Here is a 14,755-nt window from a genome sequence, read left to right as displayed (position 1 = left end):
GCCATGAGTGCTGTCCTGGATCACCTGCGCCTGATGGCTCGTAACAACGCATATGCCAATGAGCGGTTATATGAAGCTTGCTGCCGGCTGTCTCAGGCGGAGTTCGAGGCGGAAAGAACCGGGTTCTTTCCGTCGATCCGGGAAACGCTGAATCACAACTGGGAAGTGGACCGCTACTACCTTGATGCCTTGAAAGAGGAGGGGCAGGGCCTGTCAGTGTTCGACACGCAGCATCTGCCCTCCGCAGCCGGCCTGCAAGCCGCACAGCAAAGCGTGGATCGGGATCTGATCGATTTCTGCGACCGAATTACGGAAGCGGATCTTGAACGCGACATCGCACAGGACCGGGGTAATGACGGAATCATGCAGGAAAAGATTGCAAGCACGCTGCTGCATCTCTTCCAGCACCAGATCCATCACCGGGGTCAGGCCCATGCCATGTTGGCAGGAACAAGCGTCGCGCCACCGCAGCTGGACGAATTCTTTCTGAAGTTTGACCGGCATCCGTCGGCGCAACGTTTCCAGGAGAGCAACTAGCGCTCGGGCGCGAAGATCAATTGGGCGAGCCAGGTCAGGGCGCCGGCAAGGACGATGAACTCGCACAGCACAATGCTGATCCCGGCCATGCTCCAGTTATCGGCGAGCACGGTTGCAGGAGCGGCGATGAGAAGTGAAACGGCGACCACAGACATCAGCCCGGCAAGGATCCGGAGTATCCAGAGACGGCCGGATGTTGAGATAGTCTGACGTGTCACGCTCGGCATATCACACCTCCGTTTGGGGGACTTGATAACTAGAACGCGTAATTCGGAAAAGGGTTCCGCGAAACGTGCAAAGGCTTGCCGGCTCGGGAGATCGGGAGGCCTCGGCAATTGGGAGAAACGCCTGTGACCAAATTGTTTGAAGCGCCGCTTTATCCGTACAAGAGGTCCCAAGATCAGGACGCGGCGGCACCGGTTCGTCACCCGGTGGTGATCATCGGCGCCGGGCCGGTGGGCCTCGCCATCGCCATCGATCTTGCTCAGGCCGATGTGCCTGTCGTCATTCTGGATGATAATGACAAGGTCAGCGTGGGCTCACGGGCCATTTGCTTTTCCAAGCGATCCCTGGAAATTTTCGACCGTCTGGGCTGCGGCGACGAGATGGTCGACAAAGGGGTTGTCTGGAACGTCGGCAAGGTGTTTTTCGGTGACCGGCAGGTCTATGATTTCAACCTGTTGCCGGAAGAGGGACACAAGCGCCCGGCCTTCATCAACCTCCAGCAATATTATTGCGAGCTCAACCTGGTCGAGCGCATCCGCGCGCTGCAGGTGGAAGGCAAGCCGGTGGAAATTCGCGGTGGCAGTCGGGTCGCAAACCTCAATCAGAGGGACGACCACACGCTGGTGACCGTGGAAACGGCCGATGGTGCCTACAATCTGGAAGCGGACTGGCTGATTGCTTGTGATGGTGCCGGCTCGCCCTCGCGCCGGATGCTCGATCTCGATTTCGTCGGACGGGTGTTCGAAGACAACTTTCTGATCGCCGACGTTATCATGAAGGCAGACTTTCCGACCGAACGCTGGTTCTGGTTCGATCCGCCCTTCAACAAGGACCAGTCCGCGCTTCTGCACAAGCAGCCAGACGGTGTCTGGCGCATCGATCTGCAGCTTGGCTGGGACATCGATAAGGAAGAAGAAAAGAAACCGGAAAACGTCATTCCCCGGCTCAAGCAGATGCTCGGGCAGGATGTTGAATTCGATCTGGAATGGGTGTCGATCTATACCTTTCAGTGCCGGCGCATGGAAAAGTTCCGCCACGGTCGGGTCATCTTCGCCGGTGACAGCGCCCACCAGGTATCGCCCTTTGGTGCGCGCGGCGCCAATTCCGGCTTCCAGGATGCGGACAACCTCGGCTGGAAACTGAAGCTCGTCATGGACGGAAAGGCACCCGAAAGCCTTCTGGACAGTTATGCCTTTGAACGGGAAATGGCGGCCGACGAGAACATTCTGCAAAGCTCGCGTTCTACCGATTTCATTACGCCGAAATCCGAAACCAGCCGCATCTTTCGAGATGCCGTGCTGGACCTGTCTGAACACCACGCCTTTGCCCGGCCGCTGGTCAATTCCGGCCGGTTGTCTGTCCCTTGCGTTTATGACGGCTCGAACCTCAACAGCCCGGACGTGGACGGCCTGCCTGCGCGCACACGGCCGGGAAGCCCGGCGTCGGATGCGCCCCTGGCAGACGGTTGGCTGCTGGATTGGCTCGGCAGCGGCTTCCATCTGCTGGGCATTGGCACCGACGTACCGGAGACCCTTCAGATTGATGGCATCGACATCGCCGGTGTCAGCATTGCACCGGCAACTGCCGGTCAGGAACTGAAAGCCAGATATCTCGGCGATGCCTCGTCGGCTGTTTATCTGATCCGGCCGGACCAGCATGTCGCAGCACGCTGGATGGAATATGACCGTGCTGCAATCGAAAATGCACTCGCAATTGCACTTGGAAAAGGTGGAGAAGCCTGATGGCGGAGATTGTCACCACACCGAACCTTGAAAACCCGGACGGATTTTATGCCGATCTGCTGACCTCCCATGAAGGCCTCACCAAGGCCGAAAGCGATGCGTTCAATGCGCGGCTGATCCTTCTGATGGCAAATCAGATCGGAGACCGTGAGGTGCTTGCAAGGCTGCTTGAGGCGGCCAGACGATAGGCTGGGACCAGCGCCGTGACGGTGCTGGTATCCGGAATATTGAGGGTTTTGACATGTGGTGTGAAAGAGTCGGCTTTCACATCATTGTCAGAATTACACACTCTCGTCATCGGATTAGAGGCAACCGGATTTAATTTGGGCAAAAATTTTTCTCAAGTAAACGCGTAGTATCGCCTTGTCGCAAAAGACTAAAAACCGCCCGATTTATTTTGCGCTGGCGAGCGAAAGGCAGACCTGAAATTATTCACCAATTGTTTATCCGCTCGCACCTTCAATCTCGGAAAGTGCGGGGGAAACAATGTCCAGGTTACTTACACCTTTAAAGAATGTGCGCCTTTCGGCGAAAGTAGGTGGCGGCTTCGCGGCCATGATCCTCGTGGCAGCTGCGGTGGGGGCCGTTGGCACGGTCGCGATTCTCGGCCTCAGGACCCAGTCGGACGTCAGCGCGAAGGCAACGACCGCCATGGCCAACCTTCAACAGGTCGCTCAGGCACAGGAAGCCTATCTCTCTGATCGGACGGCAGATCTGGCCGATGCGGCGAGGCAGCAGATCGATCAGTTGGAAACGTCGCTTGTGACGTTCGACGGTGTTTCGGGCGCCGGAGAAGGCGAACCGGTGACGGCAGAAGCCATTGCGCTGGTCGGTCAGTTGAGCGGCGAGTTTGATGGCGTGGTCGAAGCTGTCGAGAACCGGCAGGTGCAAGTCGACAAGCTGTTGCGGTCGGCCGTCAATCTGGCAACCATTGCTGCGCAGATCAACGACAAGATGAGCAAGATCCAGCGCGATGCCGGCGGCGCCGCCAAGACGGCATCCGGGACCCGTAACCGGGCCGACAAGGTCGGTCGCATGCTGTCGGACATGGAAGACCTCGTAACCGGTCTGGAAGCCAGGATTGCCGAGGCGAGCGCAGGCGCTGATCTTCCGCCTGAAACAGTGGCTGCCGTTCTGGATGGCACGCACACTCTGGCCAAGAGGGCAGCAAAGGCCGGCAAATTGAAGGTGGACGGCGTCGATAAGGCTAGGGTCGAGGCACTCGCAGCGATGGCGGCGGCTCTCGGTGAAAAACTGCCGAAGCCGGAAGGGGAAGGGGCACTACCGGCCCCTGTGCCGGCCACGGTTGCTGCAGATCTTGCTGCCGGCCTGGAACACCTTCACAAACAGGCCTCGGCCTTGCGCAAGGTCGTCTACACGGCAGCCGATGAAGCCAAGTCGATTGCCGGCAAGGCAAACTCCCAGCTGCGCATCGTCGACCTCGTCAATGTGAATGTGAACAAGTACCAGAACGCGTCTCTGGAGATCCGCTCTGCGACCATGGAGTATTTTGCTGGTTTCGATACGATTGGCGCTGATGAAGTGCTCAACCGGATTGAAACGCTGCGCTACATCGCCAACCTGTTGAAGGCGGACAGTGCTGCTTTTCCGGAAATCGCCGACGCGATTGCTGCCATCGAAGCAGAGGTTGGCACCTATGAGGCCGAATTTGCCGCCATGGTCGCCGCCAAGGATGCGTTCGACGCCAAGCGGGAACAGCTGGTTGCGATCTCAGGTCAGGTCCGCAGTGTCATTACCGCCCTGACCGAGGCCCAGTCCGCGGCCGCCTATTCACGGGCGGATACAGCGCTTGGGTTGATTGCGATTGCACTCCTCGGGGCGGTTGCCGCAGGAGGCCTGCTCGCCTTTGTGCTTTCGCTGGTGATCACGCGTCCGACGCGGGCGCTCACGGAAGCGATGGGCCGTCTGGCCGACGGGGACATCGACACAGTCATTCCGTCAACCGGTCAGCGTGACGAGATCGGCGACATGAGCCGCACGGTTCAGGTGTTCCAGGAAAACGCCCGGGAACGTCTGCGCCTGGAAGGTGAAGCCAACGCCCATCGCCAGGCCGAGAACGCGCGTCAGCGGGAAGTTGACGATCTGATCCAGAGCTTCCGGGGAGAAATTCAGGGTCTCCTGAGTGCCCTCGACGAAACGGCAGCCGGAATGTCCAATACGGCATCGGCACTCGGCGGCATCGCTGAAAGCAGTGCGGAACAGGCCGGCGACACCTCCCGTGTCAGCGAAGACGCCAGCATGAGCGTTGAAAACGTGGCAGGCGCGGCTGAGGAACTGTCCGCATCGATCGCTGAAATCGGCGAGCAGGTGCGCCGGTCGTCCGACATCGTCACCTCTGCAACGAACGCGGTTCACGACACCAACGGCAAGGTGCAGGGACTGGCCGAAGCTGCCTCGAAGATCGGCGAAGTGGTCAGCCTGATCCAGGCGATTGCCGAACAGACCAACCTTCTGGCCCTCAATGCCACCATCGAGGCTGCGCGGGCAGGGGATGCAGGCAAGGGGTTTGCCGTGGTTGCTGCCGAAGTGAAGGAGCTGGCGACGCAGACGTCCAGAGCCACGGAAGAAATATCCTCTCAGATCCAGACCATCCAGAACTCAACCAGTGAGGCGGTCGCCGCTATCGGCGCAATTTCCGACACGATGGAAGAGGTCAACGGCTACACGCAAGGGATCACGGCTGCCGTTACCCAGCAGGGCTCGGCCACCAACGAGATTTCAGGCAACGTCCAGCGTGCCGCCCAGAGCACGCAGGCGGTTCAGACCAACATGTCCAGCCTGTCCAGGGCGGTTGACGACACCAAGGAAGCGTCGGGCGATGTCCTGGCAGCTTCCGGCGATCTGAGCAACCGCAGCCGGGCTCTGAAAGAAGGTATCGAAACCTTCCTGAACCGCGTGGCGGCAGCCTGACGCCAGAGGTACGTCAAAAAGTGATGCAGCATGCCGTGGGACGTCGAATGCCCACGACATGCGCCCGACAGGCAAGAAAGCCAGGACAGGAATTGGACGTCTCATCGGCATGATCTGCGGTGGGGCGTCTTTTTTGTGCTGGAGGCAAGGGCGCAGGTCGCATTCGCTGCTTTTGAGACACGGCGCAGGACCTCCCGATGCTCGCGGATTCTCCATCGATACGATATGTCTGAGAATAACAACTCGACATAAGAATGATATTGCAAATCATTCGCAAAAACTTGACAGTTGCAAATGATTTGCAATATCACTTGCAGAAGTGATGTTCACACAGGGATTTGGTGATGCTGAAAAAACTCGTTCTGACGGTCTCTCTCGCGGCGATCGTCGCTGGACCGGCATCGGCCGCCTTGGCAAAGGACAAGATGAAGGTGGTGACCACCTTTACCGTTCTTGCCGATATGGCGCAGAATGTTGCCGGTGAGGCCGCCGACGTTGTGTCCATCACCAAACCGGGTGCGGAAATTCACGGCTATGAGCCGACCCCGCAGGACATCGTTCGGGCGTCCGATGCGGACCTGATCCTCTGGAACGGCATGAACCTCGAGCGCTGGTTTGAACAGTTTCTGTCGAACCTCGGTGACATTCCCTCTGTAACGCTGACGGACGGGATTGAACCGATCTCGATTGCGGCAGGCTCCTACGAGGGCAGGCCAAATCCGCATGCCTGGATGGGTTTGGACAATGCGCTGATTTATATCGACAATATTTCCAAGGCGTTCGCCAAGTATGATCCCGACAACGCGGCGACCTATGCCGCCAACGCGGAGGCCTACAAGAACAAGCTGCGCGAAACAATCGAGCCGCTGCGCCAGGCCGTCGCCGACATACCGGAAGACAAGCGCTGGCTGGTGACCTGTGAAGGTGCGTTCAGCTACCTCGCTCATGACTTCGGCATGAAGGAACTCTATCTCTGGCCGATCAATGCCGATCAGGTCGGCACGCCGCAACAGGTTCGCTCTGTGATTGACGGGGTGCGCGAGCACGACATTCCGGTCGTCTTTTGCGAAAGCACGGTCAACACCTCGCCTGCCAAGCAGGTGGCGCGGGAAACCGGCGCAAAATACGGTGGCGATCTTTACGTCGATTCCCTGAGCGAGGCGGACGGCAAGGTGCCGACGTATCTCGATCTGCTGAAGGTCACATCGGGCACGGTCGTCGACGGACTGAAATCCGCCGCCAAGTAACAGACCGTATCAAGGCACGCCGCGTGGCATGGACACGATGCCACGCTTGATTGTGTCGCAGGAACCGATGAAAGTACTGGAAAGACTAAATGCTGAACGTCATCAAGGACCCGGTTATGGACATGCCCCACGTCAGGGATGATGACGGTATAGCAGCCAAGGACGTGACCGTTACCTATCGCAATGGGCACACGGCACTCTGGAATGCCAGTTTTTCAATCCCTCGAGGCACCGTCACGGCTCTTGTCGGCGTGAACGGGGCGGGCAAGTCGACCCTGTTCAAGGCTATCATGGGGTTCGTTCCGGCAGCCAAGGGGCGCATTCGCATTCTGGATATGCCTGTCCGGGTAGCGCTGAAGAAAAACCTCGTCGCCTATGTGCCCCAATCGGAAGAAGTCGACTGGTCTTTCCCGGTCCTTGTCGAGGACGTTGTGATGATGGGCCGTTACGGCCACATGGGCTTCTTGCGCCGGCCGAAACCGGCGGATCAAGCGGCTGTCGATCAGGCGCTGACGCGCGTGAACATGCAGGATTTTCGGCATAGGCAGATCGGGGAGCTTTCCGGCGGTCAGCGCAAGCGTGTCTTTCTTGCCCGCGCGCTTGCCCAGGACGGCCAGGTGATCCTTCTGGATGAGCCCTTCACCGGCGTTGACGTGAAAACCGAGGAACAGATCATCGCCTTGCTGCGGGAAATGCAGGCTGAGGGCAGGGTGATGCTGGTCTCGACGCACAACCTCGGCTCCGTGCCGGAGTTCTGCGACAGGACGGTGCTGGTCAAGGGAACGGTGCTGGACTACGGACCGACAGCCACAACCTTCACCCGTGCGAACCTGGAAAAAGCCTTTGGCGGCGTATTGCGCCATTTCACCATTTCCGACCAGACACTGCACACCGACGGCGATGAGCGCGCGGTGACCATTCTGACCGACGACGAGCGTCCGTTCGTTCAATATGGCGACAAGGTGCAGACCCGGGAGGGACGCGACTGATGGAGCCTTTCAGTTTCGCCTATCTGCTCGAGCCCTTTCAATACAGCTACATGACCAACGCCATGTGGGTGTCGGCGCTTGTCGGCGGCGTTTGCGCCTTCCTGTCGTCCTACCTGATGCTGAAGGGCTGGTCACTGATCGGGGATGCCCTGTCTCATTCCGTCGTGCCGGGGGTGGCCGGGGCCTATATTCTGGGACTGCCGTTTTCGCTCGGCGCGTTTCTCGCCGGCGGGCTTGCTGCCAGTGCCATGCTGTTCCTGTCAGAACGCTCAGGCCTGAAGGTTGACGTGATCATCGGCCTCATCTTCACGTCCTTTTTCGGCCTTGGTCTCTTCATCGTTTCCCTCAGCCCGACGTCGGTCTCGGTCCAGACGATCACAATGGGCAATATTCTGGCGATCACGCCGGAAGACACCTTGCAACTGGCCATCATCGGCTTCGTGTCGCTGGCAATCCTGACGCTCAAGTGGAAGGATCTGATGGTCACCTTCTTCGATGAGAGCCATGCACGCACAATCGGCCTGAGGCCCGGTCTCCTGAAGGCGATCTTCTTCGTGCTTCTGTCCGCGTCCGTTGTCGCAGCCATGCAGACGGTTGGCGCCTTTCTGGTCATCGCGATGGTGGTCACGCCGGGAGCGACGGCCTATCTCCTGTGCGACCGCTTTCCACGCCTCATCCTCACGTCCATCGCTATCGGCACCCTGACGAGTTTTGCAGGAGCCTATTTCAGCTACTTTCTGGACGGAGCGACCGGCGGCATCATCGTAACCCTGCAGACACTGGTGTTCCTGATTACCTTCGTGCTGGCGCCAAAACATGGCCTTCTGGCCGCCCGCCGCAGATCGGCAGAGGCCCTGCGCCGCGGATACCCCTTGGAAGCGGCGCAAACAGAATCCGGAGATCAGGCGTAATGGACCTCGATACTCTTTTGCTGCCCTTCAAATTTCCCTTCATGCAGAACGCATTCTTCATCTGCATGATTGTGTCGATCCCGACGGCTCTGCTGTCCTGTTTCCTGGTGATCAAGGGCTGGGCCCTGATGGGGGATGCCGTCAGCCATTCGGTGCTGCCTGGCATTGTGCTCGCCTACATCTTCGGCATCCCGTTGATCATCGGCGCTTTTGCCGCCGGCATGGTCTGCGCTCTCCTGACGGGCTATCTCTCCGGCAACAGCCGCGTGAAGCAGGATACGGTGATGGGCGTCGTGTTTTCCGGCATGTTCGGCGTTGGCATCGTGCTCTTTGTGTCGGTGCGCACAAACGCCCATCTGGACCATATCCTGTTCGGCAATATGCTCGGCGTGGAGACCCATGAGCTGGTAACCGCCGGCATCATCGCCCTCATCGTCGGTGGTGCGCTGGTGCTCAAATGGAAAGATCTGCTGCTGCACAGTTTCGATCCCGCTCAGGCGCAGGCGTCCGGCTTGCCGGTCCGGCTGCTGCACTATGGGCTTCTTGCGGCACTGTCCCTGACGATTGTCGCCACCCTGTCGGCGGCGGGTCTCATACTGGCGGTCGCACTGCTGATCGCACCGGGGGCAATTGCGTTCCTGCTGGTCCGCACCTTCAAGACGATGCTCTACGTTGCGGTGCTGGTCTGCATGGCTTCGATGGTGACTGGCACCTATGCCAGCTTCTTCCTCGACAGCGCGCCGGCGCCCACGATCGTGCTCATTCTGACGGCGGCATTCCTGGTCGCTTTCACCCGCCGCCAGGTGCTGACCCGTCAGGCATCCCTCCGCCGCGCGGAGGATGCGGCGTAACAGCCGCTCTCCTGCGTCCTGAACCGGCCAATGCTCAAGGCCTTCGGCACTGGTTCCTGACAGTTTCTACACTATTTGGGTAGGCAACCCGGTATTGAAGCGCTTCAACGGCATTTCAATGCCGGGCTTCATGTTGTGGCTGGGTAAGTGAAGATAAGGCAGCCCTTGAATGCCAATCCGCGCTTCCCAGCTTACAAATTGGTACACGTTATCGATTGTTGGACAACGGGATTTGCCGTAGAAAACCAGTTTCCGCATACAACCGTTCTCGGCAGTGCCGGCAAGTTCTGATCGGAGTTCCACTTGTCAATTTGGAAACAGCTCGTCCTCACACTTCTGGTCGCAATCGTGGCGGCAGGGCTCTGGGTTCGCTTTTATCCGGGCGCGGGCGCGCAACTCAGCGCCTGGGGCATCGATTGGCTGGATTTTGCCGTGGCCGATGGGACACCGGGCCAGGGCGACAAACCGCGCCGGCGCTGGGGAGGGCCGAAGGGAGCGGTCGTGGCAACGCCGGTGGTCGAGATCACCATCAATGACCGCTTGTCCGCCATCGGCACCAGCACGGCCCTGCAATCCGTCGCCGTAACACCTTTTACCAGCGGCCGCATGACCGACGTTCTGGTCAAGTCCGGTGCCACGGTGAAAGCGGGCGATGTCATAGCCAAACTCGATCAGGACGCCGAACAGATCGCTGTCGAACGGGCGGCAAATGCCCTCAAGGATGCAGAGGCACGGCTGCAGCGCATGCAGGTGCTGCGGAAAACCAACACGGCAACAGCCGTGCAGGTGACCGATGCGGAGCTTTCGGTTGAAAACGCGCGGCTGCAACTGCGCGAAGCCGAACTGGCGCTGTCCCGACGCTCCGTTGAAACGCCCATTGGCGGCGTTGTCGGGATTCTGCCCATCACCGCAGGCAACTATGTTTCCTCGCAAACCGTCATCGCAACCATCGATGACCGCAGCGAAGTTCTCGTCGATTTCTGGGTGCCGGAACGCTATGCCTCGGCCATCACCGTGGGCTCTCCAATCACCGCCACGTCCGTTGCCCGCCCGGGGGAGACTTTCGAAGGTGTCATAAGCGCCGTCGACAACCGTATCGATATCGACAGCCGGACCCTTCAGGTTCGGGCGCGGTTTCCCAACAAGGCCGACAAGCTGAGAGCCGGCATGTCGTTCCAGGTCTCGATGAAGTTTCCGGGCGACAAATACCCGGCTGTCGATCCGCTGGCCGTGCAATGGGGGGCGGATGGCGCCTTCGTGTGGGCTGTGCGTGACGGCAAGGGCGCGCGCGTTCCGATCAGTATCATCCAGCGCAACACCGACAGCGTCCTGGTTGATGCGGACCTGACCGTGAACGACGAAGTGGTGACCGAAGGCATCCACCTGGTGCGCAACGGTGCCGACCTGACGGTTGCCGACCGCAAACAGGCACCGGCTGCCGATGCGCCCGCAACGCCTGTTTCCAGCGGAAGCGGTTCCTGAAGTTTGACCTGAGGGTCTTGGAGAGACTGCCATGCAGATGGACCGTTTGAAGGAACTGGGTATCACCGGCCTGTTCGTGCGGCGTCCGGTTCTCGCCTTTGTGATCAACATGCTGATCGTGGTTGCAGGCATCGCGGCAATGTTCGGGATCGAGGTGCGCGAGCTGCCGGATGTCGACCGTCCGGTCATCACCGTCAGCACGAATTATCCGGCCGCCGCCGCCGAAACCATCGACCGCGAAGTGACCGGTGTTATCGAAGGCGCCGTGGCGCGCGTGTCCGGCGTCAAGGCGATTTCCTCCACCTCTTCCTTCGGCCGCAGCCGGGTGACAGTGGAATTTTCTGACGATGTCGATCTCGACGTGGCCGCCTCAGACATGCGCGATGCACTTGGCCGCATCACCAACGACCTGCCGGAAGACGCTGACCCGTCCCGCATCATCAAGGCAGACGCCAACGCCCAGCCGGTCTTGCGTCTGGGTGTGGTCTCCGACCGCACGTCCGTCGAGGACATGACGGTGCTGGTGGAAGACGAGATTTCCGATGCGCTGGCCGCCGTTCCAGGTGTCGCGGATGTTCAGGTCTATGGCGACCGCGACAAGATCTTCCGCATCGATATCGACCAGGCCAAGATGGCCAGCCTCAATCTGACCATTGCCGATGTGGCCAAGGCCCTGTCGTCCATGGCTTTCGACACACCCGCCGGCTCGCTCACCAGTCAGACCCAGGATCTGATCGTGCGCGCGACGGCCTCCATCGATACGCCGGAAGAATTCGAAAGCGTCATCATCAACCGCCGCGCCCGGCTGCGCGACTTCGTGACGGTGACCCTCGGTCCTGATCTGGGTCAGACCCAGCTCCGCGCGAACGGCAAGTCCGGCATTGGCCTTGGCATCATTCGTTCGGCCCAGTCGAACACTCTGGAGATTTCGGAAGGCGTGCGCGCCGCAGTCGAGCGCATCCAGGAAAACCTGCCTGAAGGCATGACCATCGAAGTCACCAGCGATGACGCCACCTTCATCAACGGGGCCATTCATGAAGTCGAGATCGCCCTGGCTATCTCGGTCAGCATCGTTCTGCTGATCATCTTCATTTTCCTGTGGGATTGGCGGGCGACCATCATTCCGGGCGTTTCCCTGCCAGTGGCGCTGATCGGCACACTGGCGGCGATCTACCTCGCAGGCTTTTCCATCAACATCCTGACGCTGCTGGCTCTCGTGCTGGCAACCGGCCTTGTGGTCGACGATGCCATCGTGGTGCTGGAAAATATCGTCCGCAGGCGTAACGAGGGCATGGGCCCACGTGCGGCAGCGGTTCTGGGGGCCGAAGAAGTCTTCTTCGCGGTGCTGGCAACCACGGCAACGCTGATTGCGGTCTTCGTACCGCTGTCCTTCCTGCCGGGGCAGACAGGCGGCCTGTTCCGCGAATTCGGCTTCGTGCTTGCCATTGCCGTGTTCCTGTCGTCCATCGTAGCGCTGTCGCTATGTCCCATGCTCGCCTCGCGCATTCTCAAGAGCAAACCCGCCGGGCAGAGCGGCGATCACGGCGGTGCCGTGGGTGGTCTCGGGCGGCTGTTGAGCGGGCTCTACCGGCGCTGCCTGAGTGCGTGTCTCAACGCACCCATTGTGGTCGTGGCCGTTTCGCTGTTGTTTGCCGCAACCGCAGGGGTGCTGTTTCCCACCATCAAGACGGAGCTGACGCCGACCGAGGACCGCTCGATAGCTTTCATGCGCATCTCAGCGCCTCAGGGCGTAAGTCTGGATTACCTGTCGCAGCAGATGCGCGAAATCGAAAATCTGCTTGAGCCGTACCGGGAAAACGGCGAGATCGTCAGCACATTCTCCATTGCGGGCACCGGCGGTTCCAAGAACAGCGGTTTCATCGTCATGCGTCTGGCGCCCTGGGGCGAACGGGAGCGCTCGCAGCAGCAGATCCTGTCGGAAGTCAGTGCGCTTGTGCGCAATGTTCCCGGGGTGCGGGCCTTCGCCTTCCAGCCCAACAGCCTTGGAATTCGCGGGGCCGGCTCCGGGCTTCAGTTTGCCGTTTCCGGCAGCAACGACTATGCGACGCTGGGCGCAACGGCCGACAAAATCGTCTCGGCGATGGAACAGGACCCACGGTTCCGCCAGGTGCGCCGGTCTACTGAAGCAACCCAGCCGCAGCTTTCCGTTTCCATCAACCGGGAGCGCGCCTCCGACCTCGGTATCGATATCAACGGGTTGGGCACGGCCATGCAGGCCATGCTGGACGGCCGCAAGATCGGTCAGGTCTTCATCAACGACCAGGCCTATGACGTGAAATTCGTCTCCACCACCAATCCGATCAACGATCCAACGGACATGGAGAACATCTTCATCAAGACGGGGGACGGCCGCTTCGTTCCCGTCTCGACCATCGCCAGCCTGGTGGAAAAGGCCGTGCCGCCGTCTCTCGCGCGCGAGCAGCAGTTACGCTCCGTTGCCATCACGGCGGGTCTTGCGGACGATTTCGCCCTCGGCAACGCCTATGAGGAAGCGCTGAAGATTGCCGAACCGCTGCTGCCGCCCGGTGCCCGCATCGTGCCGCTGGCGGAAACGGCAACGCTGGGGGAACAGTCGTCCTCCATGGCCCGCACCTTCGGCTTTGCAATTGTCATCATTCTGCTGGTGCTGGCTGCCCAGTTCGAGAGCTTCATCAGCGCGCTCATCATCATGGCGACGGTGCCGCTCGGTCTCGCCTGCGCGGTCTTTGCCATGCTGCTCACCGGAACGACACTCAACGTCTATTCCCAGATCGGCCTGGTGCTGCTTGTCGGTATCATGGCAAAGAACGGTATCCTGATCGTGGAGTTCGCCAATCAGTTGCGGGATCGAGGGCAGGGGCTGCGCGAGGCAATCGAAAACGCCTCCAACATCCGTCTGCGGCCGGTCATGATGACCATGATCTGCACCATCGTCGGCGGTGTTCCGCTGATCATGGCAAGCGGAGCCGGTGCTGAAGCGCGCATTGCGCTGGGGTTTGTCATCGTCGGCGGGCTCGGCCTTGCGACCGTCTCGACCCTGTTCCTGACGCCAGTGGCCTATCTCCTGCTCGGCCGTTTCATCACCCCGGCCGTTCAGGAGGAAGAACGCCTCCACAAGGAGTTGGACGAGGCAAGGGCAATGGGCCAGCAGCCGGGCGAGTGATGCCTGTCGAACCCTGTCTCGCCTGCACGCCCTCAACAAAGCTGCCCGAGACAATGCACTGAGCAGATCCAGGGAGATACTGGAACGAAGAGGGGCTGCAGGCCCGCCGCGACATTTGCAGGCGGGTCTTTCCGTTAGAGGGTAGACTGGTCGTGGAAGCCGCGCATGCGACTGACCAAACCCGTGCGCGCGCCAGCGCCGCACGTCGTGCGAATCCTCGCAACTTTCGCAGGATCACACGTTCGCGCAGGCGGTGTTTTTCCGCCATCGGTATCAGAATTTTCAGGGAAGAAACTGGCTGGGGTGGCAGGATTCGAACCTGCGCATGGCGGTACCAAAAACCGCTGCCTTACCGCTTGGCTACACCCCAAGGCCGTGGAGACGCTGTATATCGAGCCTCGACCCTTTGCGCAAGTCTCCTCAAGAGCAAACTTCGATGGGTAAGGAGTGGTTTTCCCCAGGTGCGTTGCAGGGCTTTCGACAACACGATTTGAGGCCGTTTTTTAACAGCTTCCACCTTTCAGGACGACAAGCCATGTCTGCTTCCGCCCGCTGCAAAACGGTTCATTTCGCACTTAGTACGCTGACGTTGTTCACAGTTTCAAAAAAGTGACATTCGGCAATTCAAATCGCTTGCGGGATCAGACCAGCTTTGCTACATGACGCTCCACACAGCG

Annotated in this window: 11 protein-coding genes and 1 tRNA gene; 10 read left to right on the top strand and 2 right to left on the bottom strand. The window is 59.9% G+C overall.

Annotation, left to right across the window (positions count from 1 at the left end; genetic code table 11):
• Positions 1-3: 3 nt before the first annotated feature.
• Positions 4-537, top strand: a complete 534-nt coding sequence (locus FMN63_RS14240) for a DinB family protein (protein WP_148584615.1) — start codon at positions 4-6, stop codon at positions 535-537.
• On the opposite strand, the gene FMN63_RS14235 is transcribed toward FMN63_RS14240, so the two are convergent.
• Positions 534-764, bottom strand: coding sequence for a hypothetical protein (locus FMN63_RS14235; RefSeq protein WP_148584614.1), 231 nt, complete (start codon positions 762-764; stop codon positions 534-536). The genes FMN63_RS14240 and FMN63_RS14235 overlap by 4 nt on opposite strands.
• 123 nt (positions 765-887) lie before the next feature.
• Here FMN63_RS14235 and FMN63_RS14230 point away from each other — a divergent pair, with 123 nt between their 5' ends.
• The 9 genes from FMN63_RS14230 (at position 888) to FMN63_RS14190 (ending at position 14,078) form a co-directional block, all read left to right on the top strand.
• Positions 888-2,504, top strand: coding sequence for an FAD-dependent oxidoreductase (locus FMN63_RS14230; protein WP_148584613.1), 1,617 nt, complete (start codon positions 888-890; stop codon positions 2,502-2,504).
• Positions 2,504-2,692 carry a DUF2783 domain-containing protein gene (locus tag FMN63_RS14225; RefSeq protein ID WP_148584612.1) on the top strand — a complete coding sequence of 63 codons (189 nt, stop codon included), beginning with the start codon at positions 2,504-2,506 and terminating at the stop codon, positions 2,690-2,692. Before FMN63_RS14230 ends, FMN63_RS14225 begins: the two co-directional genes overlap by 1 nt.
• A gap of 298 nt (positions 2,693-2,990) precedes the next feature.
• Positions 2,991-5,435 (top strand): methyl-accepting chemotaxis protein, encoded by a 2,445-nt coding sequence (locus FMN63_RS14220; RefSeq protein WP_148584611.1) that lies wholly within the window; start codon positions 2,991-2,993, stop codon positions 5,433-5,435.
• 344 nt (positions 5,436-5,779) lie between these two features.
• Positions 5,780-6,682 carry a metal ABC transporter substrate-binding protein gene (locus FMN63_RS14215; protein WP_148584610.1) on the top strand — a complete coding sequence of 301 codons (903 nt, stop codon included), beginning with the start codon at positions 5,780-5,782 and terminating at the stop codon, positions 6,680-6,682.
• Positions 6,683-6,771: 89 nt separating this feature from the next.
• Complete coding sequence (locus FMN63_RS14210) at positions 6,772-7,671, top strand: manganese/iron ABC transporter ATP-binding protein (RefSeq protein WP_286192640.1); 900 nt, start codon at positions 6,772-6,774, stop codon at positions 7,669-7,671.
• On the top strand, positions 7,671-8,582 hold the full coding sequence (locus FMN63_RS14205) for a metal ABC transporter permease (RefSeq protein WP_148584609.1): 912 nt from the start codon (positions 7,671-7,673) through the stop codon (positions 8,580-8,582). Before FMN63_RS14210 ends, FMN63_RS14205 begins: the two co-directional genes overlap by 1 nt.
• Positions 8,582-9,433: a metal ABC transporter permease gene (locus FMN63_RS14200; protein WP_148584608.1), complete on the top strand. Its 852-nt coding sequence runs from the start codon at positions 8,582-8,584 to the stop codon at positions 9,431-9,433. Before FMN63_RS14205 ends, FMN63_RS14200 begins: the two co-directional genes overlap by 1 nt.
• A gap of 303 nt (positions 9,434-9,736) precedes the next feature.
• Positions 9,737-10,915, top strand: a complete 1,179-nt coding sequence (locus tag FMN63_RS14195; RefSeq protein ID WP_148584607.1) for an efflux RND transporter periplasmic adaptor subunit — start codon at positions 9,737-9,739, stop codon at positions 10,913-10,915.
• A 31-nt stretch (positions 10,916-10,946) separates the two neighbouring features.
• Positions 10,947-14,078 (top strand): efflux RND transporter permease subunit, encoded by a 3,132-nt coding sequence (locus FMN63_RS14190; RefSeq protein ID WP_148584606.1) that lies wholly within the window; start codon positions 10,947-10,949, stop codon positions 14,076-14,078.
• Positions 14,079-14,373: 295 nt separating this feature from the next.
• Here FMN63_RS14190 and FMN63_RS14185 read toward each other — a convergent pair.
• Positions 14,374-14,448 (bottom strand) — tRNA-Gln (locus FMN63_RS14185).
• Positions 14,449-14,755 lie beyond the last annotated feature (307 nt).

Origin of the sequence: Stappia sp. BW2, assembly GCF_008107695.1 — a bacterium.
GTDB lineage: Bacteria > Pseudomonadota > Alphaproteobacteria > Rhizobiales > Stappiaceae > Roseibium.
Note: the sequence above shows the minus strand (reverse complement) of the source record. Positions and strands in the feature narration are given on the sequence as shown.

What these genes read in the sequence shown, in the direction of transcription:
- FMN63_RS14190 (WP_148584606.1), top strand. Translation starts at nt 10,947, where the DNA reads ATGCAGATGGACCGTTTGAAGGAACTGGGTATCACCGGCCTGTTCGTG.
- FMN63_RS14210 (WP_286192640.1), top strand. Translation starts at nt 6,772, where the DNA reads ATGCTGAACGTCATCAAGGACCCGGTTATGGACATGCCCCACGTCAGG.
- FMN63_RS14215 (WP_148584610.1), top strand. Translation starts at nt 5,780, where the DNA reads ATGCTGAAAAAACTCGTTCTGACGGTCTCTCTCGCGGCGATCGTCGCT.
- FMN63_RS14240 (WP_148584615.1), top strand. Translation starts at nt 4, where the DNA reads ATGAGTGCTGTCCTGGATCACCTGCGCCTGATGGCTCGTAACAACGCA.
- FMN63_RS14225 (WP_148584612.1), top strand. Translation starts at nt 2,504, where the DNA reads ATGGCGGAGATTGTCACCACACCGAACCTTGAAAACCCGGACGGATTT.
- FMN63_RS14220 (WP_148584611.1), top strand. Translation starts at nt 2,991, where the DNA reads ATGTCCAGGTTACTTACACCTTTAAAGAATGTGCGCCTTTCGGCGAAA.
- FMN63_RS14205 (WP_148584609.1), top strand. Translation starts at nt 7,671, where the DNA reads ATGGAGCCTTTCAGTTTCGCCTATCTGCTCGAGCCCTTTCAATACAGC.
- FMN63_RS14200 (WP_148584608.1), top strand. Translation starts at nt 8,582, where the DNA reads ATGGACCTCGATACTCTTTTGCTGCCCTTCAAATTTCCCTTCATGCAG.
- FMN63_RS14235 (WP_148584614.1), bottom strand. Translation starts at nt 764, where the DNA reads ATGCCGAGCGTGACACGTCAGACTATCTCAACATCCGGCCGTCTCTGG.